Below are 23,039 nucleotides of genomic sequence, written 5' to 3' on the forward strand. Positions count from 1 at the left end.
TTTTTCGCACGACATCAGGCCGGAGTACACATGTCAGCATCCAATAGTTCGCAGAAGTTCATTGCGCGCAATCGCGCTCCTCGCGTACAGATCGAATACGACGTCGAAATCTATGGTTCGGAAAAAAAGGTAGAGCTGCCTTTTGTGATGGGCGTTTTGGCGGATCTGTCGGGTAAGCCGCTCGAGCCGCTTCCCTCTGTCGGCGATCGCAGGTTCTTCAACATCGACATCGACAACTTCGATGAGCGCATGAAGGCAATGAAGCCCCGCGTGGCGTTCTCGGTGCCCAATACGCTGACGAACGAAGGTCAGTTGATGGTCGATATCACGTTCGAAAGCATGGACGACTTCTCGCCCGCGGCAATCGCGAAGAAGGTCGACGCGCTCGCGCAATTGCTGGACGCGCGCACGCAGCTTGCGAACCTCCAGACGTACATGGACGGCAAGTCCGGTGCGGAAAGCCTCGTCAGCAAAGTCTTGAAGGACCCGGCGTTGCTGAATGCGCTCGCAAAGGCGCCGAAGCCCTCGCAAGCGAGACCGGTCGATGAATCGGCGAGCAACGAGTGAATTTCGCGAATTAAGGCGAAAAGCAAATATTGCCTAATAGTGTTGGGGAAAACATGGCTGAACGTTCATCACAGGCTCGAGTTCAAGAGACATCGAGCGCAGCTGCACAATCCGATTTCAATGCGCTGCTGTCGCGCGAATTCAAGCCGAAAACCGAGCGCGCGCGCGAAGCAGTGGAAAGCGCCGTCAAGACGCTGGCCGAACAGGCTCTCATGACGTCGGTCACGGTGTCCGACGATGCTTATAAGAATATCGAAGCCATCATTGGCGAAATCGACCGCAAGCTTTCCGAGCAGATCAACCTGATCCTGCATCACGAGGATTTCCAGCAACTGGAAAGCGCATGGCGCGGCCTGCATCACCTCGTCACGAACACCGAAACGGACGAAAAGCTGAAGATCCGCTTCTTGGACGTGACGAAAGAAGATCTCCGCCGCACGATGAAGCGCTACAAGGGCGTGGCCTGGGATCAAAGCCCGTTCTTCAAGCAGATCTACGAAGAGGAATATGGTCAACTGGGCGGCGAGCCGTACGGCTGCCTCGTTGCCGACTACTATTTCGACCACACCCCGCCCGATGTCGACCTGCTCGGCTCGATCGCCAAGGTCGCCGCGGCCGCACACGCACCGTTCATCACGGGCGCGGCGCCGTCGGTGCTGCAAATGGATTCGTGGCAAGAACTCGCGAACCCGCGCGACCTGACCAAGATCTTCACGCAGAACCTCGAATATGCGCCGTGGAACTCGCTGCGTAATTCGGAAGACGCGCGCTATATCGGTCTGGCGATGCCGCGCTTCCTGTCGCGTCTGCCGTATGGCGTGAAGACCAATCCGGTCGACGAATTCAACTTCGAAGAAGCGACGGACGGCTCGGATCACCGCAAATACGTCTGGTCGAACGCGGCGTACGCGATGGCCGTGAACATCAACCGTTCGTTCAAGCACTACGGCTGGTGCACGCTGATTCGCGGCGTGGAGAGCGGCGGCGTGGTCGAAAACCTGCCGTGCCACACGTTCCCGACCGACGACGGCGGCGTCGACATGAAGTGCCCGACCGAAATCGCCATTTCCGATCGTCGCGAAGCGGAACTCGCGAAGAACGGCTTCATTCCGCTGATCCACCGCAAGAACACCGACTACGCAGCCTTCATCGGCGCGCAGTCGCTGCAAAAGGCGACGGAGTACTACGACGCGGATGCAACGGCCAACGCCAACCTGTCGGCGCGTCTGCCGTACCTCTTCGCGTGCTCGCGTTTCGCGCACTACCTGAAGTGCATCGTGCGCGACAAGATCGGTTCGTTCAAGGAACGCGAAGACATGCAGCAATGGCTCAACGAATGGGTCATGAACTACGTCGACGCCGATCCCGCGAACTCGTCGCAGGAAACGAAGGCGCGTCGTCCGCTGGCGGCCGCTGAAGTGGTCGTCGAGGACGTGGAAGGCAATCCCGGCTACTACCAGGCCAAGTTCTTCCTGCGCCCGCACTTCCAGCTGGAAGGCCTCACGGTGTCGCTGCGTCTCGTCGCCAAACTGCCGTCGGTGAAGGAAGCCGCTTAAGCGCCGCGCCACCCACCCTGTGCAGCAGGAGGCATCCGATGAAGCATCGCTTCGGGGTGCCTCCTGATCACCATCGCTTCGAGCCCATAGCCTGCACCCACCTTGGCCCGCAGCATGCCGCGGAAGCGGGGTGGTAACGCTCGACCGGACTAGGGTCGAGCAAGGCTGCGTCATGGGCATTGAAACGCCGGTGTTTCTGTCCGGATGAGCGATGGGCAGGCGCTCACAAAAAATTCCTGACTTTTGTGGAAGCAACGTAAATCTAACCAGGCACTAAGGAGCCAATCCATGGCGCAAGACATCTTCATCAAGATCAACGGCATTGACGGTGAATCGGAAGACGCCACGCACAAGGGCGAAATCGAAGTTCTGAGCTGGGGATGGAACGTCTCGCAGCAGTCGAACATGCACGCCGGTTCGGGCGGCGGCGCCGGTCGTGCGACCGTCGACGATCTGGAGTTCGTTCACTACATCGATCGCGCAACCCCGAATCTGACGCAGTACTGCCTGACCGGCAAGCACATCGACGAAGCCAAGCTGGTGGTGCGCAAGGCCGGCGGCAACCCGCTCGAGTACCTCAAGTTCACGATGGGCGACGTGCTGGTGACGCAAGTCACGCCGTCCGGCGTCAGCGACAGCGAATCGCGTCCGTCGGAAACCGTCCGTCTGTCGTTCTCCCGCATGAAGCAGGAATATGTGGTCCAGAACGCACAAGGCGGCAGCGGCGGCGCAATCACGGCAACGTTCGACATCAAGAAGAACACGGCCTAAGTGGCATAACCGGTCTTCCCAGATCGTGACCTCGCCGACGCTCGGCGAGGTTTTCCGGGCTGCTGACCACAGTGCCTCGCATGCCAGGGGCAATGTGGTCAGCACATCGCCTGACCACGATGATCGCGACAACCTTGACTCACTCCGATGGTTCTGAACTTTCTTTCTCGATTCGCGGCCGGGCGCGGTTTCTCCGGTTGGCTTGCCATCGGCGGAATGGGCCTGTGTCTGACCGCGTGCAGCAGCGGCAGCCCGACGGTCAAAGCGCAAACCGACCTGCAGGTGCAGGTTGTCGCGAGTGCGAATGTCAATCCGGACGATTGGGGGCGGGCCGCGCCCATCATGGTCCGGGTGTACGAATTGAAGTCGGCCACGGCATTCGAGAGCGCAGATTTTTTTACGCTGCAAAACGACGGCAAGAAGGCGCTGGGCGATGACGTGCTTGCCGTCGACGAATTCATCTTGCGCCCTGGAGATCGGCGCGAAATACGCCGCAAGTCCAATCCGGCCACTACGGCCATCGGCGTGCTGGCGGGTTATCGGGAGCTTGGCAAATCGGTCTGGCGCGATGTTTTCCGCTTGCCGACGGCCCCGGATGCCTCGTGGTACAGCGCGGCCATTCCAGATAAGAAGCAGAAGCTGACGATACGTCTCGATCAGCGAACTGTATCGATTACCGAGCCGGAGTCATTGCAATGAGTTGGTATAACAAGGTCGTTTGGAGTGAGGGGCTGTTCCTGCGCCCGCAGTTATTTCAGCAGCAGGAGCGTTACTTCGAGTATTTCGCACATAAGCGCAGTGCGGCCCTGAGTCCCTTCTTCTGGGGGTTCGGCCAATACGAAATCGACCAGGGGTCGTTGTCGTTCGGCAAGCTTGTTTTCAAGAGCGGGTCCGGGATTTTTCCCGACGGTACCCCGTTCGACGTCCCCGGACACACCCCGCCGCCGCAGCCGCTGACGATCGCGCCTGAGCACCAGGATCAAGTGATCTATCTGGCCGTCCCGCTGCGCCTGCCGAACATGGAGGAAACCGCGTTCGTCGAGCAAAGCGGCTCGCTCGCGCGTTATATGGCTTTTGACGAGGAGCTGCGCGACAGCAATGCGATCGGCCAAGGGCTGAAGCCCGTTCAGCTGTCGAATCTGCGCTTGCGCTTGATGCCCGAGAAGGAGCTCACGCAGTCGTGGATTGGGATCGCGTTGACGCGCGTGAAGGCGCTGCATGCGGACGGCGCCGTGTCGCTGCATAGCTCCGACCACATTCCCCCTGTCACCGGCTACGGCGCGAACCCGTTATTGCGCGAATGGGCGTTGCAGTTGCACGGCCTCGCCAAGCTGCGCGCCGATGCGCTCGCAGCACGCTTGTCCGGCGGCGACGGCAAGGCCGGAGCGGCCGCAGAAGTCGCCGACTACCTGCTGCTGCAGGTGCTGAACCGGTACGAGCCGCTGCTCGACCACATTTGCAGCATCGACGAAACCTCTCCGGTGGACCTGTATCGCGAACTCGCGATGCTGGCCGGCGAGCTTTCGACGTTCGTGCGTCCGCAAACCCGCCGGCCGCTCGCGGCGCCCGGATACGACCACGCGCAGTTGTACGGCAGCATCAAGCCGCTCGTCGACGAGATTCATTTCCTGCTCAACCAAGTGCTGATTCGCGGCGCGCAGCCGATTCCGCTCACGGAGCAGGCGCACGGCATTCGCACGGCCAGCGTGCTGCCGAACGAGCTCGCGGGCTACTCGAGCCTGGTGCTCGCCGTGGGCGCGCAGATGTCGCCGGACGTGCTGCAGCAGCAATTCGCCGCGCAGACCAAGATCAGCCAGCCGCAGCGGTTGCCGGAACTCATCCGCTCGCATTTGCCGGGGCTCACGATGACGCCGCTGCCGGTGCCGCCGCGGCAGATTCCGTTCAACTCGGGTTTCATCTATTTCGAACTGTCGCGCTCGGGTCCGTTCTGGGAGCAGATCGCGCAGCAAGGCGGCTTGGCCATGCACATCGCGGGCCACTTCCCCGAGCTCAAGCTTGAACTGTGGGGAGTGCGGCAAAAATGAATACCAACGCGTTCGACGATCGCGCCTTCGATTTCTTGAACGGTTCCGATGAATCGGGCATGAACCGCGGCGGCGCAGCGGCGTTCCAGCCCGGGCGAAGCCTGGCGGGCGCCGGCTTCGAGCGGGAGCCGGTCGCCGACCTCGGCGCCTTCGATCCGCCCGAGGATTTCCAGACCCGTCTCGAGAACGTGCTGGCCGCTCAGAACCCTGTGCAAGAAGCCGCGCAGCCGTTGTTGCGGATGCTCGCCGACATGCCGGCCTCGCTCGACTCGCAAGCGGCGATCGCGAGCTTGCGCGCGCTGCTCGTGCGCGAGGTCGTCGCGTTCCAGAAGCTGTGCGACAAGGCGAACCTGCCGTGGAAGCACATGGCGGCCGTGCGCTATAGCCTGTGCACCGCGCTCGACGAGGCGGCGAACCGCACGCGCTGGGGCGGCGGCGGTGTGTGGGCCGTCAAGAGCCTGTTGATTACGTTCGAGGGGGAAGTCGACGGCGGCGAGAAGTTCTTCCTGCTGATCGGCCGCATGGCGACCGATCCGCAAGCGTATGTCGACGTGCTCGAAGTCATGTACCGCATCCTCGGCTTGGGCTTCGAGGGGCGCTATAGCGTCGTGGTGGATGGCCGCCGCCACCTCGAACAGATCCGTCAGCGTCTATTGACGCTCATCAGCGGCGCGCGCGATACGGTGCAGCTCGAGCTGTCGCCGCATTGGCGCGGCGTCGAGCCGGGCAAGATGCGCCTGCTCCGCAGCGTGCCCGTCTGGGCGACGGCCAGCGTGGCCGTGTTGACCATCTTTGCGATATTTGCCTGGTACAAGTATCAGCTGCTGACGCAAGGCAATGGGCTCGAGGCACGCATTCTCGCGATCAGCAAGCTTGCGCCTCCCGCACCTTTGCCGCCTGCCCAGCGCTTGCGTCTCTCCGTTCTCTTGAAGAACGAGATCGCGCGCGGCCTGGTGACCGTCGACGAGGACGACCGCCATAGCAGTGTGGTCTTCAAGGGCGACTCCATGTTCGTGCCGGGGCAGGCTCGGGTTCGTCAGGAGATGGACCCGATTCTCGCGAAGGTGGCGCGAGAAATCGCGCGGGTTGGCGGCGAAGTCGTGGTGATCGGCCATACGGACAGCCAGCCGATTCGCACGAAGGCGTTTCCTGATAATCAGGTGCTGTCCGAAAAGCGCGCGGCGTTTGTCGCACAGGTCTTGAAGCAGTACGGAACGCCGGCTGATCGCATCCAATCGATCGGCAAGGGGGATACGCAGCCTGTTGCCGGCAACGGCACCGCGGAAGACCGCTCCCGCAATCGACGCGTGGAAATTCGGGTCACGCAATAACGGGAAGGCCTGACATGTCCGATGTGAATCGCTTCTTTAGATTTGTTTTTTCGCGCCAGACGCTGATATTCGTGGCGATCATCCTGGCCGCCGCAGCCGTCTGGTTCATCGGCCCGTTGCTGGCGTTCGGCGAGTCCCGCCCGCTGGAGAGCGTGTCCGCGCGCGTGATCGTGATCGCCGTGCTGCTGGCGCTGCTGCTGCTGTGGCTGCTGAGATTGCCGCTGAGCCCGGTTTGGGCCGCCGTGGCATCGCTGGCGTTCTGGCACCTCGGTCCGCTGCTGGCGTTCGGCGAAGCGCACCCGTTCGAGCCGATCTGGACGCGCGTGCTGCTGATTTCGGTGCTGGTCGCCGGTTACGCCGCTTATGGGCTGTACCGTTTGTGGCAAGCCATGCGCAGCAGCGATGCATTCTTGCAGCGCATCCTCAATCCGTTTGCCGGCAAGTCCAAGCCTGAAGTCGTCGCGCGCAACGAAATCCGTGTCGTCAATTCGGTGGTCGCGAAGGCCGTCGACAAGCTCAAGCGCATGCGCAACAGTTCGACGATGTTGCGCCGTCTGCTGCAAAGCCAGCGCTACTTGTACGAATTGCCGTGGTACATGGTGATCGGCTCGTCGGGCGCGGGCAAGACGACGATGATCCTGAACTCGGGGCTGAATTTTCCCGAAGCCGATCAGATGAGCGCGTCGTCGATCAAGCGTCGCGTCGAAACGGCCAATTGCGACTGGTGGTTCACCAACGAAGCGGTCCTGATCGACACGGCCGGACGCTATACCGTGCAGGACGGCGCGACGGCCGATACCGCAAAGGACGGCGAGTCCGCCAAGGCGAATGCGGCCGAATGGCAGGGATTCCTGGCGGCGCTGCGCAAGCGCCGTCCGCGCGCGCCGATCAACGGCGCGCTGCTGACGGTCTCCGTCGAGGAACTGCTGCGCAAGTCGCCGACGGAGCGTACGGCGCTCGCAGCTGCGATGCGCGCGCGCCTTGGCGAGTTGCGGCAGCAGCTCGGCATCCGGTTCCCGGTGTACGTGCTCGTCACCAAGCTCGATCTGCTGCCCGGCTTCCCGGAGTATTTCCAGTCGCTGACGGCGGAAGGCCGCGCGCAGATTCTGGGCTTCACGTTGGCCTACCAGGACGATGGCGAACCAAACGACCGTGAGGATTTGCGTCAGCGCTGCTTGGGCGAAATGACGCTGCTCGAGCAGCGGCTCGAGGACGGCATCAACGTTCGCCTGCAAGAAGAGTACGAGGCTGACCGGCGCAAGAAGCTCTACGCGTTGCCGGGCGAATTCCGCAGCCTGGCATCGCAACTGGTCGAGCTGATCGGTCTGGCCTTTCTCGATTCCAAGTACGACGACACGCAGTTGAAGAGCACGCTGCGCGGCGTGTATTTCAGCAGCGCTGCGCAGACCCACAGAGTCGTTCCGGCCGACCGGACCACGCTGCTCCAGCGTTTGCGGCGCGGTCTGGCCGGGTCGACGGGCGACGCGGCGGCCGCCGCCGATGCCGCGTCGAGCAACGCGCCGACCGGATATCGCGGCTACTTCCTGCGCAACCTGTTCCAGCGCGTCATTTTTGCCGAAGGGCATCTGGTGCGGCCGAACCTGCGCTGGGAGTTGCGCTTCCGGACGCTGCGCGTCGTCGGGCATGTGCTGTCTATCGCCGTCGCCGTGTGGCTGATCGGCTCGCTGATAGTGAGCTTCGACAACAATCGCGAGTATTTGGCCGCGATCGGCAAGAAGACCGATACGCTGGATTCGCAAGTGAAGACGTTCCGCAAGACGCCGCAAGCCGGCGCCATGGCGGCGGTGCTCTCGGCGTCGCACGATCTGCCGCAGTTCCGTCACTTGAACCTGGACAGCCCCGGTGGTGCGTATCGCTATGGCTTGTACACGGCGCCCGGCGTCGCGGGTGTGTCGAGCACGACCTACGGCAACTTGCTGAACCAGATGTTGCTGCCGCAGATCGCCAGCCGTCTCGAAGCCGTGTTGGGTGCGCAATTGAGCATGGGCGATGCGGATAGCGTCTATCGCACGCTGACGATCTACCTGATGCTCTTCGACAACGCTCACTACGACGCGAAGGCGATCAAGGCCTGGGTGCTGCAGGATTGGGAGAAATTCGATAGCGCCGCTTCCATGGGCGATCGCAACATCATGGCGGCGCATCTGGATGCGCTGTTCGCAGACGGCAAGCCGGTGACGCCGCGCGCCTCGCAGAACGCCGATCTGGTGCAGCGCGCGCGAGATTTTCTCGGTCGCAACCCGGTGCCGGGGCGGCTCTACGAACGCGCCACTGCTGAGATGGCGAAGGACGCCCCGGAGAACGTCACGCTGGTGCGAGCGGCCGGGCCGCAGGCGGGGGCGGTGTTCGCCTTGTCGGCCGGCTCGCCGCTCGGGGGCGGCGTGCCCGGACTCTATACGTACGAGGGGTATCACGAGGTTTTTAATCAGCGCCTGCCCGAGTTCCTCGCGCAGGCGCAAAGCCAGGATGCATGGGTGATGGGCCGGACCGGCCTGAGCGCGCAGGTGGACGGCGCCGCGCAGGGCGGGGCGTTGCGCACGGGCAAGGAGCAGCTCGCAAACGAAATTCGACGCCAGTACCTGACCGACTACGGCAACTATTGGCAGCAGTTTCTGGCGGACATCCGCCCGGTGGCCGCCGATTCCGACGGCACGCTTGCGCTCGACCTGCAGACGCTGCGCACGCTGGCAGCGCCCGATTCGCCGCTCGCGCGGCTCGCGCGCACGGCCGTGCACGAGACGTCGCTGTCGGCCGCCAGCGGCGGCGACGATCCGTCGCTTGGCGACGCGGCGATGTCCGCCCTCGCCAAGCGCTCGCAGGCGGCCCGCGCGGCGAGCTCGCTCAACGCGGCCACCGCGACGATCGGGCAGCTCGCGCAGCAAAAGATGGAGAAGGAATTAGTCGACAACCGCTTCGCCGCGTTGCGCGAAGTCGTGACCGGCCAGGCCGACACGGGCCGTGGCCCGGCAATGGACAAGGTGGGGTCCGCGAGCGGCGGCGCCATGCAGCTCGACGCCATCATCGGCCTGATCAACGAGCAGTACGCGCGGCTGATGGTGGCCGGCAACGCGCTGTCGACCAACAGCATGCCGCCCGCGGCGGATATCGGCACCTCGCTGCAGATGGAAGCCGAGAAGCTGCCGGCGCCGTTCCGCGCAGTGCTGGCCGGCATCGCGTCGCAATCGATGCGCAAGGTCGATCAGGGCGTCGGGGCGCTGCTCGCGATGCAGGTGGATTCGAGCGTCGGCGATCCATGCCGCCGTATGGTCGAGGGCAAGTACCCGTTTGCCGACAGCGCGCAGGAGGTCGATATCGACGATTTCGAACGCGTCTTCGCCGCTGGCGGCTTGCTCGACGACTTCTTCCAGAAGACGCTCGCAAGCCAGGTCGACGCGAGCATCCGGCCGTGGCGCTACAAGCCGGTGAGCCCGGGAATGCCGCCGATCAAAGGTCCGAGCCTGGAGCCGTTCGAGCGCGCCGCGGCGATTCGCCAAGCGTTTTTCCGCGACCCCGGCGCCAATCGCATGGCCTGGAAGACGGGCGTGAAGGTGGTGTCGATGGACCCGGAGATCACGGAGCTGGCGCTCGATATCGATGGGCAGGGCGCGCGGTACGCGCACGGCCCGGTGACGGTGTTCCCGGTGACGTGGCCCGGTCCGCGCGGCGGGGCGATGGCGGGCATCACCGCTAATCCGCGTGTTCGGCCCGATACCTCGACTCTCATGGCGGAAGGCCCGTGGGCGCTGTTCCGCTTGACGGACCGCGGCCGGGTGACCGGGACGGCATCGTCGAGCCGCATGTCGGTGGATTTCAATTTCGACGATCGTCACGCCGTGCTCGAACTGGTGTCCAGCGGTCAGGCCAATCCGCTGTCGAGCAATCTGCTCAAGGGCTTCCGTTGCCCCGGCAGCGCGGCGGGAGGCTGAGGTTCGCGCGGGGCCGCCGGCATGGCGGATCGCGCAAGCGTTGTCGATGCGAAGACCGGCGCTGGGAAGCCCGGCACAAGGAAATGGTTTGCGATGCGTAGGATCGAGAGGAGTGCATGTCAAATAATCCTTTAAAAAGAATTGTTTCAAAGGACCGCATCGTAACGGTCTCGAGCGCGGCCATGCCGCAGCTGATCGGTCAGCCTGCCCTTCAGTTCTTGTCGATGAGCGGCGGGGAGATGCTGAGCCGGATCGACTACTCGTACACGCTGCAGCTGCGTACGCCGGACGACTACCACGTCCCGCTTTCGTCCAGTGCCAATCTGGATCTGAAGGCGCTGCTCGGCAAGGAAATGACCGTCACGATTCAGCTCGAAGGCATGGGCGAGGGCGTGCTCGGCGGCGTCGGCGCCGGCAAGCGGGAGATCAGCGGCCTCGTCGTCAAGGCGGGGTACTTGCGCAAGGAAGCGCGCTACCACGTGTACAGCGTGGAGCTGCGCCCGTGGCTGTGGCTCGCCACGCTGACGACCGACTACAAGATCTTCCAGGATAAGACCGTCATCGACATCATCGACGAGGTGCTGAAGGACTATCCGTATCCCGTGGAAAAGCGTCTGGATGTCGCCAAGTATGCGGTGAAGGGTGACAGCGAGCGCAACGAGCCGCGCGCGTTCCAGGTGCAGTACGGCGAAACGGACTACGGCTTCATCCAGCGCTTGATGGAAGAGTGGGGGATCTACTGGTTCTTCGAGCACTCCGAGGGCAAGCACCGGCTGGTGCTGTGCGACCACATCGGCGCGCACCGCAAATCGGACAGCGAGGCGTATCAGACGATCGCCTATCAACCGCAAAACGGCAAGAGCGATGCCGAATACATCAGCGCGTTCAACACGTACGAAGCGATTCGTCCGGGATGCTATCTGACGAGCGACTACGATTTCATCCGTCCCGGCGCCGATTTGAGCGCGGTCAACCAGCAGCCGCGTGAAACGAGCTGGAACACGCAAGAGCGCTTCGAATGGCCGGGCAACTTCGCCGACAGCAAGCATGGCGAACGGGTCGCCCGCACGCGCATGGAAGAACTGCGTGCGCCCGGCACGCGTGCTCACGGCGAGGGGAACGTGCGCGGGCTCGGCTGCGGACAGACGTTCGTGCTGAGCCACTACGACCACACGGACGCCAACCGGGAATATCTCGTCATCTCGTCGAAACTCACCTTGGTCGAGATCGCGCAGGAGTCCGGCAGCGGCTACCAGTACGACTGCGATACCAAGTTTGAAGTCCAGCCGACGGCCGAAGTATTCCGGCCGCCGCGAGTGACGTCCAAGCCGCTTGTCAACGGGCCGCAGTCCGCGATCGTGGTCGGACCTGCCGGCGAGGAATTGTGGACCGATGAATTCGGGCGCGTGAAAGTTCGCTTCCTGTGGGACCGCTATGCTCAGGAGGACGAAACGGACTCGTGCTGGGTGCGCGTCAGCCAGGCTTGGGCCGGTTCCAACTTCGGCGGCATCTATATTCCGCGGATCGGCCAGGAAGTCATCGTCGACTTCTGGGGGGGCGATCCGGATCGGCCGCTGATCACCGGCAGTCTCTACAACAACACCACGCGGCCGCCTTGGGATCTGCCCAAGAACGCGACGCAAAGCGGTTTCATGAGCCGTACGGTGACCGGCGGCCGCGAGAACTACAACGGCTTCCGCTTCGAAGACAAGGCGGGCCAGGAAGAATTCATGATGCAGGCGGAGAAGGACATGAACCGCCTGACGAAGCATTGCGAATCGCATACCGTTGGCTTCGACTTCTCGCTGGGCGTGGGGCTGGCCTACGGCCTCAACGTCGGCGGCTTGCTTGCCTGCAACGTCGGCGGCGCTGCTGCGTATACCGTTGGCGGTGCGCAGTCTGTCTCCGTGGGGGGCGCTGCCGCCATGAATGTCGGCGGCGCTTACGCGATATCGGTGGGCAAGGACTTCTCCATCGTGTGCGGCGATGCATCGCTGACGATGAAGTCCGACGGGACGATCAAGCTGATCGGCAAGAAGGTCAAAGTCGAGGGGGCTGACAAGGTCATCGTTCAGGGTTCGCCGCTGGACTTGAATCCGGGTGATTCGGATTCGGGCGACGGATTTGGATTTGGCTTTGGGGCTCTGCTCCCGATGGTCACGATGCGGATGGGTTCCATGCGGAGTGGACCGTTGCCGCCGAAGCCGACGGAGTCGACGAAGTTCCCGCCGCTGACGGAGCCGCCGCCGACGGAGCCGCCGCCGACGGAGCCGCCGCCGACAGAGCCGCCGCCGACGGAGCCGCCGCCGACGGAGCCACCTCCGACAGAGCCGCCGCCGACGGAGCCACCGCCGACGGAGCCGCCGCCACCGCCGCCGCCGCCGACAGAGTCGGAGATTTAAGGAATGACTAGAGAGCGCGTGCATCGGAACGCTTCATGCACCCCGATGCACGCACCCCTCGTTTTTTCCAAAAAAGGAGTATTTGTCATGCCAAAGGCAGGAAGGCTAGGCGATTCGATCGCACACGGCGGATCGATTGTCAGTGGTTCTGGAGATGTCTTTATCAACGGCAAACCGGCCGGTTACGCCAACGGGAGCGCCACCGTCTGCTCCATTCACGGAGGAGGCTCGGTGAGCTCCGGTGCGAGCACCGTGTTCGTCAACGGATTCCCGGCTGCCATCATCGGCGGTTCGACAGGATGCGGCGCAGAGGTAGTCGCCGGCTCGCCGGACGTGAGCATCGAAGGCTGATCGCGAGGACGATGAAGTGAGTGGAATCGGTGGATTGGGCGGTGTGCTGGCCAAGTTGCCGGTGATGGTGCTGCCGTCCGTGAACGCGGCGCGGCCGGGTGACATCTGCCTGCGGCTGGGCGACATCGCGGATCGCTACGGCGTGCGTCGCGCGCTATCCGGCGTGCTGTGCGGCTCCGTCGACATGGTCACCGGCAGCAAGATCTGTCCGCCGGCCCGTGAAGCCGACTTCGCGTTGCGCGGCCGTTTGCCGCTCGAATGGTCGCGCTGCTACTCGAGTGCGGTGCGGACGGCCGGCGTGCTGGGCGCCGGCTGGCGAACCGGTTGGGAGATCACGCTGCGCCAGGCCGGCGGCCAGCTTACCTATGCCGACGAATACGGCCGGCTCCTCACGGTGCCGCTGCCCGAGCCCGGCTCGCAAGTCATCGTCTTATCCGAACAGTTGCATATTGCTTGTCTGCCCGACGGCCGCATGGTCGTCGCCGATCGGACGCCGCGCTATCGCGTATTCGGCGAATTCGACCCCAACGGTGTCGCAAGGCTGAAATACATCGAGGATCTGCACAAGCAGCGCATCGGGTGCATCTGGGATGCGGAAGGCCGCTTGCTGCGCATGCGCGGCACGTGCGGACACGAGCTGAGGATGCACTACGACCCCGTGACGGGCACTCGCCTTGGCGCGATCGAATGCGTGGCCGGCGGGCCGACGGGGATGCTCGCCGAATACGGCTACAACGAGAACGGCGAGCTCGCAGAGGTTCGCAACCGGCTCGGCGAAACCGTCCGCCGGTTCGCTTACCGCGACGGACGTATCGTCGAAGAGGCGGGCCCGCTCGGGATGGCCGCGCGTTACGTGTGGCAAACGGTGGACGGCGTCGCGCGCGTCATCGAGCGATTCACCTCCGAGGGCGCGCGCGAGCGCTGTTCGTATAGCGCCGAGAACCGCTCCAGCCAAGCCACTGACGTCTTCGGCAATTCGGCCTATTGGCAGTGCGACGCGCAAGGCCATGTCGTCGCGTTCTCGGATTTCGACGGACGCCGCTATACGTTCGACTATGACGAGACGGGAGCGCCGAATACGCTTGGGTTGCCGAATGGCGGCGTGGTTCGCCTTACCTACGATTCGCTCGGGCGAGTCGTGCAGGAAATCGACCCGATGGGTCAGACGAGCACCACGGTGTACGCGTTCGCTTCGCGCCAGCCGGTGGTCGTCACCAGGTCGGACAAGCGCACCTGGACCTGGCATCGCAACGAGGCTCTCGATCCCATCAAGCGCCAGGCTCCTTGGGGGGAAGCCACGAACGTCGAATATGGCGAGGACGGCTTGCCCTCGCGGTGTACGGATGCCGGCGGTGCGGTGACCACGCTGGAGCACAACGCGCGTGGACAAGTGACCCGGCGCATCGATGCAGACGGGAACGCCACTCAGTACGACTACGATATCAACGGAAACATCGCTGCTGTCGCCGACCCGTCGGGCGCGGTCACGCGCATCGAATGCGACGCGCTCGGGCACCCGCTGACCGTGACTCGGCCGGATGGCCGGCATGAGCGCCATGTCTGGAACGCCGCGGGCCAGAGAACGTCGTTCGTCGGCGCGAGCGGCCAAAGCCGGCATTGGCACCGCGACCGGCGCGGCAACGTGGTGCGCGCCGTCGATGAGGAGGGGCACCTCACGGCCTATCGCTACGACGCGCATGGCCGGCCGATCCGTATCGAAAGCGCTAACGGCGCCGTGCGGACGCTCGAGTGGGGCGCGATGGGCTGCGTGTCCATTACGGACGCGGACGGCGTGATCCGCGCGTTCAACTACACGGAGTCTGCCCAGATCCGGCGCACGACGACCAGGGCCGGGCCGCACGAGCGCCATGAAACGTTTGCGTACGACGTGATGGGCCGTTTGGCGCGGCGCGATACGCAGCACAATCACTATGTCTATCGCTATTCGGCGCGAGGCAAGCTGGAGCAGATCAACCGCACGCCCACGAAGGAAGGGGAGCGGCTCGGCATGACGTCCGATGAAATCCGCTTCGAATACGATCCCGGCGACCGGCTGATTGCGGAACATGGCATCAATGGCGAGCTGCGCTATGCCTACGACGATTCGGGCGCCCTGGCCGCGGTGACGTTGCCGCAGGGGCAGGTCGTGCGGATGCGGCGCTATGACAACGGGACGGTCGGTTTGATCGAGATACGCGAGCGTCCCATTGCTCAATTCTGGTATGACGCGATGCGCCGCGAAACCGTGCGCACGCAAGGCGCGCTGCATACCAACACCGGCTATACGGAACTGGGCTGGCCTGCATGGTGGCGCTCCGCTTCCGCCCTCGACGATTCCGGCCGCGGCAAGCCGACCGGCGACGATATGCAGCTATGGCGGGATGTGAGCTATAGCGCGTCCGATGTCGTGGTCCAGACGAATGGCCCGGCTTCCGGCCAGACTTACTACGACTACGACAAACGCGGCTGCTTGCTGCGCCGTGTTTCGGACCAGTTGGGCATCGAATATTTCACGTGGGATGCCGCGTGCAACTTGCTCGATCCCCCCGCCGGGAATGGGTTTCCGGCCGTCTATTCCAATCACCGCATAAAAGAGTGCCGCGGGTCCCGCTACGAATACGACGCGTGGGGACAGGTCGTCCGGAAGAGTGGCCGCGATCATGCGTTGTCACTCGATTGGGATGCGGAAGGGCGCGTCATCGCAGTGCGCCGTAAAGGACGGACCATCCGCTATCGATACGATGCGTTGGGGCGGCGCATCGAGAAACGCGTCGAAGCGTCGCCGGCGAACGGGCCGCTCACACGGACGGGGGCCGATAGCACGCGATATGTCTGGCAAGGCAACCGCCTGCTGCAAGAGCTGCGTTCGGGAACGGTGCGGACGTACCTGTATCGGCCGACCGCGGGCGATTCGCTCGGATATGCGCCGTTGGCGTGCATGGATCAGTCGCGTCCCGAAAGCGGCGAGCTGAACGACACGCGGGTGTATCACTATCACGTCGACCCCGCGGGCACGGCCGTGGCGTTGACCGACGATGCCGGCAAATTGGTCTGGCGCGGACGCTATCAGGCCTGGGGCACGCTGTTCGCGCAGGAGTGGGGCGGCGGCAAGCAGGTCTATCAGCCGCTTCGGTTTGCCGGCCAATCTATCGACGAAGAAACGGCGCTCCACTACAACGGCCGGCGATTTTACGATCCGGATGCCGGGCGTTATATCAGCCCGGATCGTATGAGCCCGGGCGGCGTGAGTCCGTATCGCTACGCGCCGAATCCACTGACATGGAGCAATCCGCTTGGAGGCGCCACCCCGGTGCGCTTCGCCGACGTGGGGGCGAATGCGTCAGGTTTCGATTGTCTGCTTGACCCGAGCCAGCAAGTGGCCGGCATCATCGAAGAGATCGACAGTGAGGCGGGCTGGAATTTTCTCTAGTTCGCCTTCGAAGACAACATTAAAATCAAGCCAACTGTCTTTTGCGTGCTCGGCAAGCGCGCCGGAATCCAACGATTTGGTGTGCAGCGCCGTATCGTTTTGATCGTATAGGGTGGCGACGCCGGATGACGCTGATTCCAATACGCCAAGCTCGCTTGGTTCGATTGCGCTTTGGTCGAGCGCCGGCAGGTACACACACACTCGAATGTCGTTGGAGCGCAGCAGGGATGCTTTCCAAGCAGCTTCCGAATCGGCAATCGGCGCGTTCAAAACGGGCGGCACGCGATCAAGCGTGCGCTGCTGTACGCCGCGATGCTCAAAGCTGATACCCGCATAGCGTTCGTATTGAGTCAGCGTTCGTTCGGAACCGAGGCCATACTTGCCGAGTTCGACCCCCGGTTCAACATCGTGGCTCATGCCAAATAGCGCGCGATTGCGACGATGCGAGCGATCGTTGCGCTCTACCCAGTCCTCCGAAATGTCGCCGCTTTCTTTCGCTTGGGGCGTGTGGTCGTTCCACATTTTCGGGCGATATTTTCGCTGGTACTCGTGCCAGGCGATCAGTCGATGCGGGTGGTAAAGATCGTAGCCGTGAGTGAATGCGCGTGCCGCTATGGAAATTTCCTCGCCATGGAAGAATAAGAAAGGATCGTGTGGGACGACTTCGGCAAAGTGCCCTTCGGCGAATGCGAAGTGTGCGCTATAGAACCTGGCGGGTATGGGGCGTTCGCACGTTTCCCATTCATCGAGGGGGGCGGTCCTGAAAAACACCGCGCCTTCCGGGCTGAAGCGGCTAAACCTCATGATGGTCGGGTAGGCTTTACGCGCGTCGGGGTCGTTTTCCGGATCGAACGGCGGGAGATACGTGGTCAGTACGGGGCGCTGACTCACCGGGCGGAGCGAATTCAGCATCTCGATCAACTGGCGGTCCCATTCAGGAACGAAGCGATGGTGCGAGTCGAGCTGCAGCATGTATCGTTCGCCGCGGTAATGCTGTTGGATCAGATTGCGCGCCCAGCATGCCCCCTGCGTTTTTAAATGGGGCACGTCGATCAACTCGAGCTTTGCCTCGCCGTACCTCATCGAATGAATCTGCCAATCGCCCACGGTTTTACAGTGCCAAGCACCAAACCCGCGGCGCCAGAATTCCGCGAGTGTCTCTTGCTGAGCGTGCTGCCAGCAGACGACGATGCGCAGCAGTTCCGGTCTCGTCGATTGCCGGATCAGATCGACGAGAGTCGGTACCAGCTGGGAGTCGCGGTAGCTGGCCATCTGGACGAAAATTGTGTCTTCCATCGCGTGGTCAGATGCGCTGCTCATGAGTTGGCCGCGCGTGGTGCGATTAGAGAATCGACAACGTGATCGTCGCCGTAGCGTCGATCTTGCCGGTGGTCGGTGCGGCTGTGCCGGTGCGAAGGACCGTTGCCTCGAGTGCAAAGGCATCCTGCTTCGCGCCGCCGGGCAGGTGCACGATCGCACTGGTGATGTCGTTGGGAACGAGCATCTTTCCCGATGATGTCTCCTTCAGCTGGATGCCCAGGTTTTGGGCCCCCGTGTCCGAGTTCTTGATCAGCTTCCGATTGGTCGTGTCGGGCGTAGCGGCCAGTGTCGCGGTGATCGACGCCGGCGGGGTTGGGCCCGAGCAAGTCAAATTGAAGTTGACGGGCCGGGTGGGGCCGCTTGTGGTCGAGACGTCGCGCGGACCGAACGTGCCGAAATCGATGTCCAGCGTGTTGGCGTTGACGGCACATTTGGGTAGCACCTTAACTTTCATGCTGCCGCTGCCTGATATGGTCACGACCGGAGAAGTTGCTGTGGCTCTAGCGAGCGATGGCAACGTCACCGTCGCTTCGCTGGCGATCGGTCCGGTTTTGACAAACTGAAACACTATCTTTCCGCGTGCGCCAAGGCCGATGAAGTATTCCTGACCAGGTAGGCCCGTGGGATTCACTTTAGTCGTGAATTCCAGCAGGCTGGGGTCCCCGGTGTTTACATAAGAGACTTTGACTCCAACGCCTGGAACGCCTGTTTCATAGGCGCCGTCTACTGTTGCAGACCTATTGGCAGACGTGAAAGTCCAAGCCAATTCGCCGCCATTGATACAGACCATGATGTAGGTGCGGACACCGATTTGCGGAGATTCCGCTGTGGCAATCGTTCCGCCGATCGCCAGATCGGGGTCGATGTCCGCCGTCGCCGGCAGGCTTACATTGAACTCGTACAATTGAGTTGCTGCTCGACTCTCCAAGTTGTCGACCATTCCTTTTTGGATGGCCTGCACCTGAGTGGCGCTCAATTGACTGCAAGCGGCGAACGCGGTGTTCGAGAGCGCGACACCGGCGAGAACGGCGCACGTGGCGACGCTTTTGAACGTACCGAAGCGTTTAATCATGAAGGTGCTTGGAAATCCGGATTGAAATTGATGGAAGACGCCTGTGCAGGCGCAGCAGACCGACCTCAAACGTCGACCTCATCCCATTTGGCGAGCAAATCGGCCGGAATGATATGAGCAAGTTCTGAAAAACGCTTCCCGACCATACGCTCCGATTGCCGAAGCAGCACGACGACCGGGCTGCTCGGCTCGTTTTGCTCGAACCACATGCGTGTCTCCTGGATTTTCGCGAGCGCGCTCCAGCGGTCCATGCGCTCGGGCTCGGGGGCGACGGGCTGTGTCGGTGCCTCATAGGCGGCGATGGGCGCGGAAGCTGGCGCATCCGCGGCGCTCGAGGCGCTCGAGGCGGCGGCTGCCGCCGCTGGCGCGTCCCCGGCGGTTTCGGTTGCCGGCTTTGCTGCCACAGGGGCCGGGGCCGGGGCCGGGGCCGGGGCAGGCACCGCAGCCATGCCGCCACCCTCCGCTTGAACCTGGCCAAACGGCTGCAGTAGCTTGATTAGCATGCCAAGATCCGGCGCATCGGCATCGAGCGTCTGTTGGCACCAGTCAGTTGTCTCTTTGAGCAGTTGCTGCGCCTCGACGAGCGCTGCCGTCACCGTATCCCGCCGCCCCCACAGTTCCTTGAGCAAGCGGCTGACCGATTCCTGCGCAAGCGCATCTTTCTGCCGCGGCACGGCAAACGACTTCTCGATATCGCGCAACTGCAATTGCAAACCAGACGCCTTCGGCATCGCGATATCGCGCACGTCGGCGAGGGCGCCGTCCGGATCGGCCAGCGCGGCGATCGCGTTGGAATACATGACCGGATCACGCTTGCCTTCAAATACGGGCAGCGGATACAACGCCTCACCGTAGCGTTCGAGCATGGTCTTGAGAAGCGCAAGACCGTCGCGCAGCCCCGCTGCGCCGCTTTGACGAGTCCGGCATCGCAGCAAAATCACGGCGAGCCGAATATCCTTCGTGCGCAACAACAGCGAGCGACAATCGCGCTCGATCTCGGCCCAGTTGGCCGCCTGCGGGACGTCGACAAAGTCGCCGTATTGCGCTCCGGCTTTCGGCGCGACCGCGGCTTGCAGCATCACGAAAGCCGCGTCGTACTCGAGGTCGGGGCCGCAGGGCTCGCCGGCCGAAATGGGTTCGAGCAGGTCCGCGTAGCGCAGCATGCCGGCAGGCGTTTTTGCGTTCATATAAGAGAGCGTTGGAGTCAGTCGCTGTACTGTTCGGGTTCGAAGACCATGCCGACTACCGGCAGATCGTCCATCGATTCGCCCAGCCAAGTGGAATAGCCGAGCCGTTGCGAGGCGTCGGCGCGCGCGGGCGGCGCGGCACGCGGCTTGACGAGCAGCTTCACTTCCCAGTCGTACTCGTGGCCGACGAAGGCCCGCACCCATTCCACGAAGATGGGCAGATCCTCGCCGTGCGGCGTGAGGCGCAGGTATGGGTCGAGATCGAGCGGCCCGACCACGAGCCGGAATTTGTGCTGCCGGTCGGGGATCATTTCGCCGAGCAGCGCGCCTTCGCCCAAGATGGCGGGCGGCCCCGGGATGCCGATCTTCGTATGCTCCGCCGGTTCGACCGGCATCCAGTGAGAGACGAATTCCTCGACCGTCATCGGCACGCCGAAGTACTGCGACAGCGCCGCGGCGAGACCGTCCGGATTGCGCGCCTCGCGCACCAGATGCGCGGCTGCGCTGAAGCGTGCGTGCGTGGGCAGCGGAGAGTGCCGGGCCTCTCGCGGCTCGATGCCGATCAGGCTCCCGACGTAGAACGAGAACGTCTCGTCGCCCGGCCGGTCGAGCGATGCCGTCGCTTGCGACGATGCCCACGCGCGGTAGAACAGCGACAGCGCGCGATGATGAAAGAGGTCGCTGAAGTGGACGAGCGTGGGGTCCTGATGGCCTTCCGTGCGGCTGTAGGCCACCTCGGTCATATGCAGCGGCAGCGGTCCTTGCGGACCCCAAAGCCCCAGCCCGAACAGCTTGATGTCCAGGCGGCCGTCGCGCGTCGCAAGCGAGGCGATCTCGCGCGGCGCGAATGCCAGGGACGGCTGCTGGCCGATACGGAACGGCTCTTCCCGAGGCAGGCGCGCGGTGCCCGGCAACGGCATCTGTTTATCGCGCGCGGTGATGGCCCGCAATAGGCTCAAAAAGCCGGCTTGCCATGGCGTGCGCTGATTGAACCAGGCCTCCAGCGCTTCCGGGCCGAGGTGCGGCCCGTGTTCCGGCGCGGTCATGTTCGGAGCGTCCATCCTTACACCGCTCCGCGTCCGCCCATGCGCGGCTGCCAACGTGTGATGAGGCCGCGCTGCATCGAGTGAAGTTCGGTCTCGGTGAACACGTTGATGGAAACGTGCCGGGCCAGATAGTGCTCGAGCACCAGACCGAACAGGTAAGGGCTGATGCCGGAGAAGCCGGTTTCGTCGACGGTCAGTTCGCAGCGCACGCCGCGCCCGTAGACGAGCAGCCCGTGGCCGGGCAGGCGCCGCACCACGGGCTCGGTCCGCGCGCCGACGAGCGAGTCGATCTGCGCGGTCTGCTCGCGCTCGCCGGACGAGACGAACAGGCGCAGCATGTTGCGCAGCGCCTGGCCGCCGTCGCCGTGATCGAGCTCGGCAAGCGGCATGTAATTGAAGCTCAGCTGGCGAATCAGCCGCCACGCCGTTTCGCCTGCCGCATAGGGCGGCCGCGGCGCGCTCGGCGGATGCACGAGCCGCACGCCGTCGATCGGCACCGAATCCGACATGATGAGATCGGTCATGCCGTTGCGCGGAATCACGCGCGGCAAGTCGCGGTTGGTCACCCAGGCTTCGACCGAGAGGTAGCGCATGTCGTCGGGGTACGGCGCTTCGGCTTGATCGACCAGCGAGACGTACACCTCGGTGCCGACGTACGGCGTGCGGGTGCCGTATTTGCGCGCATTGGCCGACAGCGCGCGCTGCTCGCGCCGGATCGAGAAATAGCGGCCGTGATTGCCGACGTCGCTGTGCAAGGTCTGGTAGAGCGGATTGAAGGTGATTTCCGCGGACGTCTCGGCCTTCTGGCCGAACACGCGCGAGACCGAGAAGATCTCGTAGTCGAGCGGCCGGGTGCGATCGGCGAGCAGGTGGAATTCGGTCAGGGCGCGGTTGACTTCGACGCGGTCGGTCCGCTTCGGGAACAGGTTGACGACCGGCGTGCAGAACAGCAGGAAACGCGACGCGTCGACGTGCGTGCTGAGCGCTTCCGGCAGGCGGTTGAGGAGCAGCACGATTTCGGCTTCCTTGCCGTCGATGCGCGAAAGCCCGGGCGCGAGCTGCGTCAGCGCGAAGAAGTAGAAGCGCTGGCGGCACGCGAAATACTCTTGCAGCAGGTTGTGCCCGTGAAAAGCGTTCCACGGCAGCGGCAGCAAGCCTTGATTCGATTGCAGGCCTTCGAAATCGACGGGCGTCTTGGCGACCACGTGGCCTTCGCCGCGGGCCGCGCCGTAGGCGCGCACCACCGACGCCACGCTGCCCGCGTGGATCAGCTCGAACAGATGCGAGGCGATGCGTTCGTCACCGCCGATGTAGACCGGCAGGCGCTCGAACCCGGTCATCTGGTTGAACTTCACCTCGCCGACCGTGCGCAAGCGCAGCCGCAGCGCGCCGCGCATCGGCATGTGCGGCAGCAGATAGCGCTCGGTATCGGGAATATCGGGCGGGACGGCCGTGAGCTTGGCTTCGACGATCTCGATCGGCCACAGCGTCACGTCCTGGCCGCTGCGAAACTCGCAAGCGGTTTGCTCGCCTGCGGGAATCGCGGAGCGCAGCATGCTGTGGCGCGGCACCGTGAAGCCCTTGCTGAAGTCGCCTTCGCGCAGGCTCGGCCGCAGTTGCGCGACGGCGATCGACGGCGTGGGCGCGACGTAGTTCGGGTAGACGACCTCCAGCAGCCGCTCGGTGAAGCGCGGAAATTCGGCGTCGAGCTTGAGCTGGGTTCGCGCCGACATGAAGCAGAAAGCCTCGATCAGCCGCTCGACGTACGGGTCGGCCACTTCGATGCCTTGCATGCCCAGGCGGCGCGCGATCTTCGGGTGCTGCTCGGCGAACTCGCCGGCCATCTCCCGCATGTAGGTCAACTCGCGACTGTAGTAATCGAGGAATTTGGGATCCATGTCAGTACCTGCCGGGCCGCCGCAAACGTACCGGCACCCCCTTGGGGGGCGCTTTGCATGGGACCGGAGTAAGCGCTAAAGCGCTAACTCCGGCCGACAGCGAACGAAGAGAGCGT

Annotated in this window: 15 protein-coding genes; 10 read left to right on the forward strand and 5 right to left on the reverse strand. The window is 63.5% G+C overall.

All coding sequences use genetic code 11. The features are described from left to right. The first annotated feature begins 30 nt into the window (after positions 1 to 30). From tssB to J3489_RS29020, 10 genes are all read left to right on the forward strand, one after another. On the forward strand, positions 31 to 567 hold the full coding sequence (tssB, locus tag J3489_RS28975; RefSeq protein WP_207004155.1) for a type VI secretion system contractile sheath small subunit: 537 nt from the start codon (positions 31 to 33) through the stop codon (positions 565 to 567). Positions 568 to 620: 53 nt separating this feature from the next. Continuing rightward, positions 621 to 2,123, forward strand: a complete 1,503-nt coding sequence (gene tssC, locus J3489_RS28980; RefSeq protein WP_207004163.1) for a type VI secretion system contractile sheath large subunit — start codon at positions 621 to 623, stop codon at positions 2,121 to 2,123. Positions 2,124 to 2,411: 288 nt separating this feature from the next. Continuing rightward, positions 2,412 to 2,894 carry an Hcp family type VI secretion system effector gene (locus tag J3489_RS28985; protein WP_207004165.1) on the forward strand — a complete coding sequence of 161 codons (483 nt, stop codon included), beginning with the start codon at positions 2,412 to 2,414 and terminating at the stop codon, positions 2,892 to 2,894. Positions 2,895 to 3,110: 216 nt separating this feature from the next. After that, positions 3,111 to 3,593 carry a type VI secretion system lipoprotein TssJ gene (tssJ, locus tag J3489_RS28990; RefSeq protein ID WP_242540401.1) on the forward strand — a complete coding sequence of 161 codons (483 nt, stop codon included), beginning with the start codon at positions 3,111 to 3,113 and terminating at the stop codon, positions 3,591 to 3,593. Further along, the gene (gene tssK / locus J3489_RS28995) at positions 3,590 to 4,939 is read left to right on the forward strand and encodes a type VI secretion system baseplate subunit TssK (RefSeq protein ID WP_207004174.1); all 1,350 of its coding nucleotides are present in this window, start codon (positions 3,590 to 3,592) and stop codon (positions 4,937 to 4,939) included. The genes tssJ and tssK overlap by 4 nt, the downstream gene beginning before the upstream one ends. Next, positions 4,936 to 6,270, forward strand: a complete 1,335-nt coding sequence (gene tssL / locus J3489_RS29000) for a type VI secretion system protein TssL, long form (protein WP_207004181.1) — start codon at positions 4,936 to 4,938, stop codon at positions 6,268 to 6,270. Before tssK ends, tssL begins: the two co-directional genes overlap by 4 nt. 14 nt (positions 6,271 to 6,284) lie before the next feature. Then, positions 6,285 to 10,217 (forward strand): type VI secretion system membrane subunit TssM, encoded by a 3,933-nt coding sequence (gene tssM, locus J3489_RS29005; protein WP_207004186.1) that lies wholly within the window; start codon positions 6,285 to 6,287, stop codon positions 10,215 to 10,217. A 116-nt stretch (positions 10,218 to 10,333) separates the two neighbouring features. Next, entirely contained in the window at positions 10,334 to 12,619 is a 2,286-nt protein-coding gene (locus J3489_RS29010) for a type VI secretion system Vgr family protein (protein WP_207004188.1), read from the forward strand. A gap of 87 nt (positions 12,620 to 12,706) precedes the next feature. Continuing rightward, positions 12,707 to 12,970, forward strand: coding sequence for a PAAR domain-containing protein (locus J3489_RS29015; RefSeq protein ID WP_207004190.1), 264 nt, complete (start codon positions 12,707 to 12,709; stop codon positions 12,968 to 12,970). A 16-nt stretch (positions 12,971 to 12,986) separates the two neighbouring features. Continuing rightward, a complete protein-coding gene (locus tag J3489_RS29020; RefSeq protein ID WP_309491441.1) occupies positions 12,987 to 16,400 on the forward strand; it encodes an RHS repeat-associated core domain-containing protein in 3,414 nt (1,137 codons plus the stop codon). Here J3489_RS29020 and J3489_RS29025 read toward each other — a convergent pair. The 5 genes from J3489_RS29025 to tssF form a co-directional block, all read right to left on the reverse strand. Then, positions 16,311 to 17,696: a GlcNAc-transferase family protein gene (locus J3489_RS29025; protein ID WP_207004192.1), complete on the reverse strand. Its 1,386-nt coding sequence runs from the start codon at positions 17,694 to 17,696 to the stop codon at positions 16,311 to 16,313. The genes J3489_RS29020 and J3489_RS29025 overlap by 90 nt on opposite strands. Positions 17,697 to 17,742: 46 nt before the next feature. Beyond that, complete coding sequence (locus J3489_RS29030; protein WP_207004194.1) at positions 17,743 to 18,792, reverse strand: fimbrial protein; 1,050 nt, start codon at positions 18,790 to 18,792, stop codon at positions 17,743 to 17,745. Positions 18,793 to 18,857: 65 nt separating this feature from the next. Then, positions 18,858 to 19,979, reverse strand: coding sequence for a type VI secretion system protein TssA (locus tag J3489_RS29035; RefSeq protein WP_207004196.1), 1,122 nt, complete (start codon positions 19,977 to 19,979; stop codon positions 18,858 to 18,860). A gap of 17 nt (positions 19,980 to 19,996) precedes the next feature. Continuing rightward, positions 19,997 to 21,040, reverse strand: a complete 1,044-nt coding sequence (tssG, locus tag J3489_RS29040) for a type VI secretion system baseplate subunit TssG (RefSeq protein WP_207004199.1) — start codon at positions 21,038 to 21,040, stop codon at positions 19,997 to 19,999. 2 nt (positions 21,041 to 21,042) lie between these two features. Continuing rightward, positions 21,043 to 22,923 (reverse strand): type VI secretion system baseplate subunit TssF, encoded by a 1,881-nt coding sequence (tssF, locus tag J3489_RS29045; protein WP_207004209.1) that lies wholly within the window; start codon positions 22,921 to 22,923, stop codon positions 21,043 to 21,045. Positions 22,924 to 23,039 lie beyond the last annotated feature (116 nt).

Origin of the sequence: Trinickia mobilis (genome assembly GCF_017315705.1) — a bacterium.
GTDB lineage: Bacteria > Pseudomonadota > Gammaproteobacteria > Burkholderiales > Burkholderiaceae > Trinickia_A > Trinickia_A mobilis.

What these genes read in the sequence shown, in the direction of transcription:
- tssB (WP_207004155.1), top strand. Translation starts at nt 31, where the DNA reads ATGTCAGCATCCAATAGTTCGCAGAAGTTCATTGCGCGCAATCGCGCT.
- tssC (WP_207004163.1), top strand. Translation starts at nt 621, where the DNA reads ATGGCTGAACGTTCATCACAGGCTCGAGTTCAAGAGACATCGAGCGCA.
- J3489_RS28985 (WP_207004165.1), top strand. Translation starts at nt 2,412, where the DNA reads ATGGCGCAAGACATCTTCATCAAGATCAACGGCATTGACGGTGAATCG.
- tssJ (WP_242540401.1), top strand. Translation starts at nt 3,111, where the DNA reads ATGGGCCTGTGTCTGACCGCGTGCAGCAGCGGCAGCCCGACGGTCAAA.
- tssK (WP_207004174.1), top strand. Translation starts at nt 3,590, where the DNA reads ATGAGTTGGTATAACAAGGTCGTTTGGAGTGAGGGGCTGTTCCTGCGC.
- tssL (WP_207004181.1), top strand. Translation starts at nt 4,936, where the DNA reads ATGAATACCAACGCGTTCGACGATCGCGCCTTCGATTTCTTGAACGGT.
- tssM (WP_207004186.1), top strand. Translation starts at nt 6,285, where the DNA reads ATGTCCGATGTGAATCGCTTCTTTAGATTTGTTTTTTCGCGCCAGACG.
- J3489_RS29010 (WP_207004188.1), top strand. Translation starts at nt 10,334, where the DNA reads ATGTCAAATAATCCTTTAAAAAGAATTGTTTCAAAGGACCGCATCGTA.
- J3489_RS29015 (WP_207004190.1), top strand. Translation starts at nt 12,707, where the DNA reads ATGCCAAAGGCAGGAAGGCTAGGCGATTCGATCGCACACGGCGGATCG.
- J3489_RS29025 (WP_207004192.1), bottom strand. Translation starts at nt 17,696, where the DNA reads ATGGAAGACACAATTTTCGTCCAGATGGCCAGCTACCGCGACTCCCAG.
- J3489_RS29030 (WP_207004194.1), bottom strand. Translation starts at nt 18,792, where the DNA reads ATGATTAAACGCTTCGGTACGTTCAAAAGCGTCGCCACGTGCGCCGTT.
- J3489_RS29035 (WP_207004196.1), bottom strand. Translation starts at nt 19,979, where the DNA reads ATGAACGCAAAAACGCCTGCCGGCATGCTGCGCTACGCGGACCTGCTC.
- tssG (WP_207004199.1), bottom strand. Translation starts at nt 21,040, where the DNA reads ATGGACGCTCCGAACATGACCGCGCCGGAACACGGGCCGCACCTCGGC.
- tssF (WP_207004209.1), bottom strand. Translation starts at nt 22,923, where the DNA reads ATGGATCCCAAATTCCTCGATTACTACAGTCGCGAGTTGACCTACATG.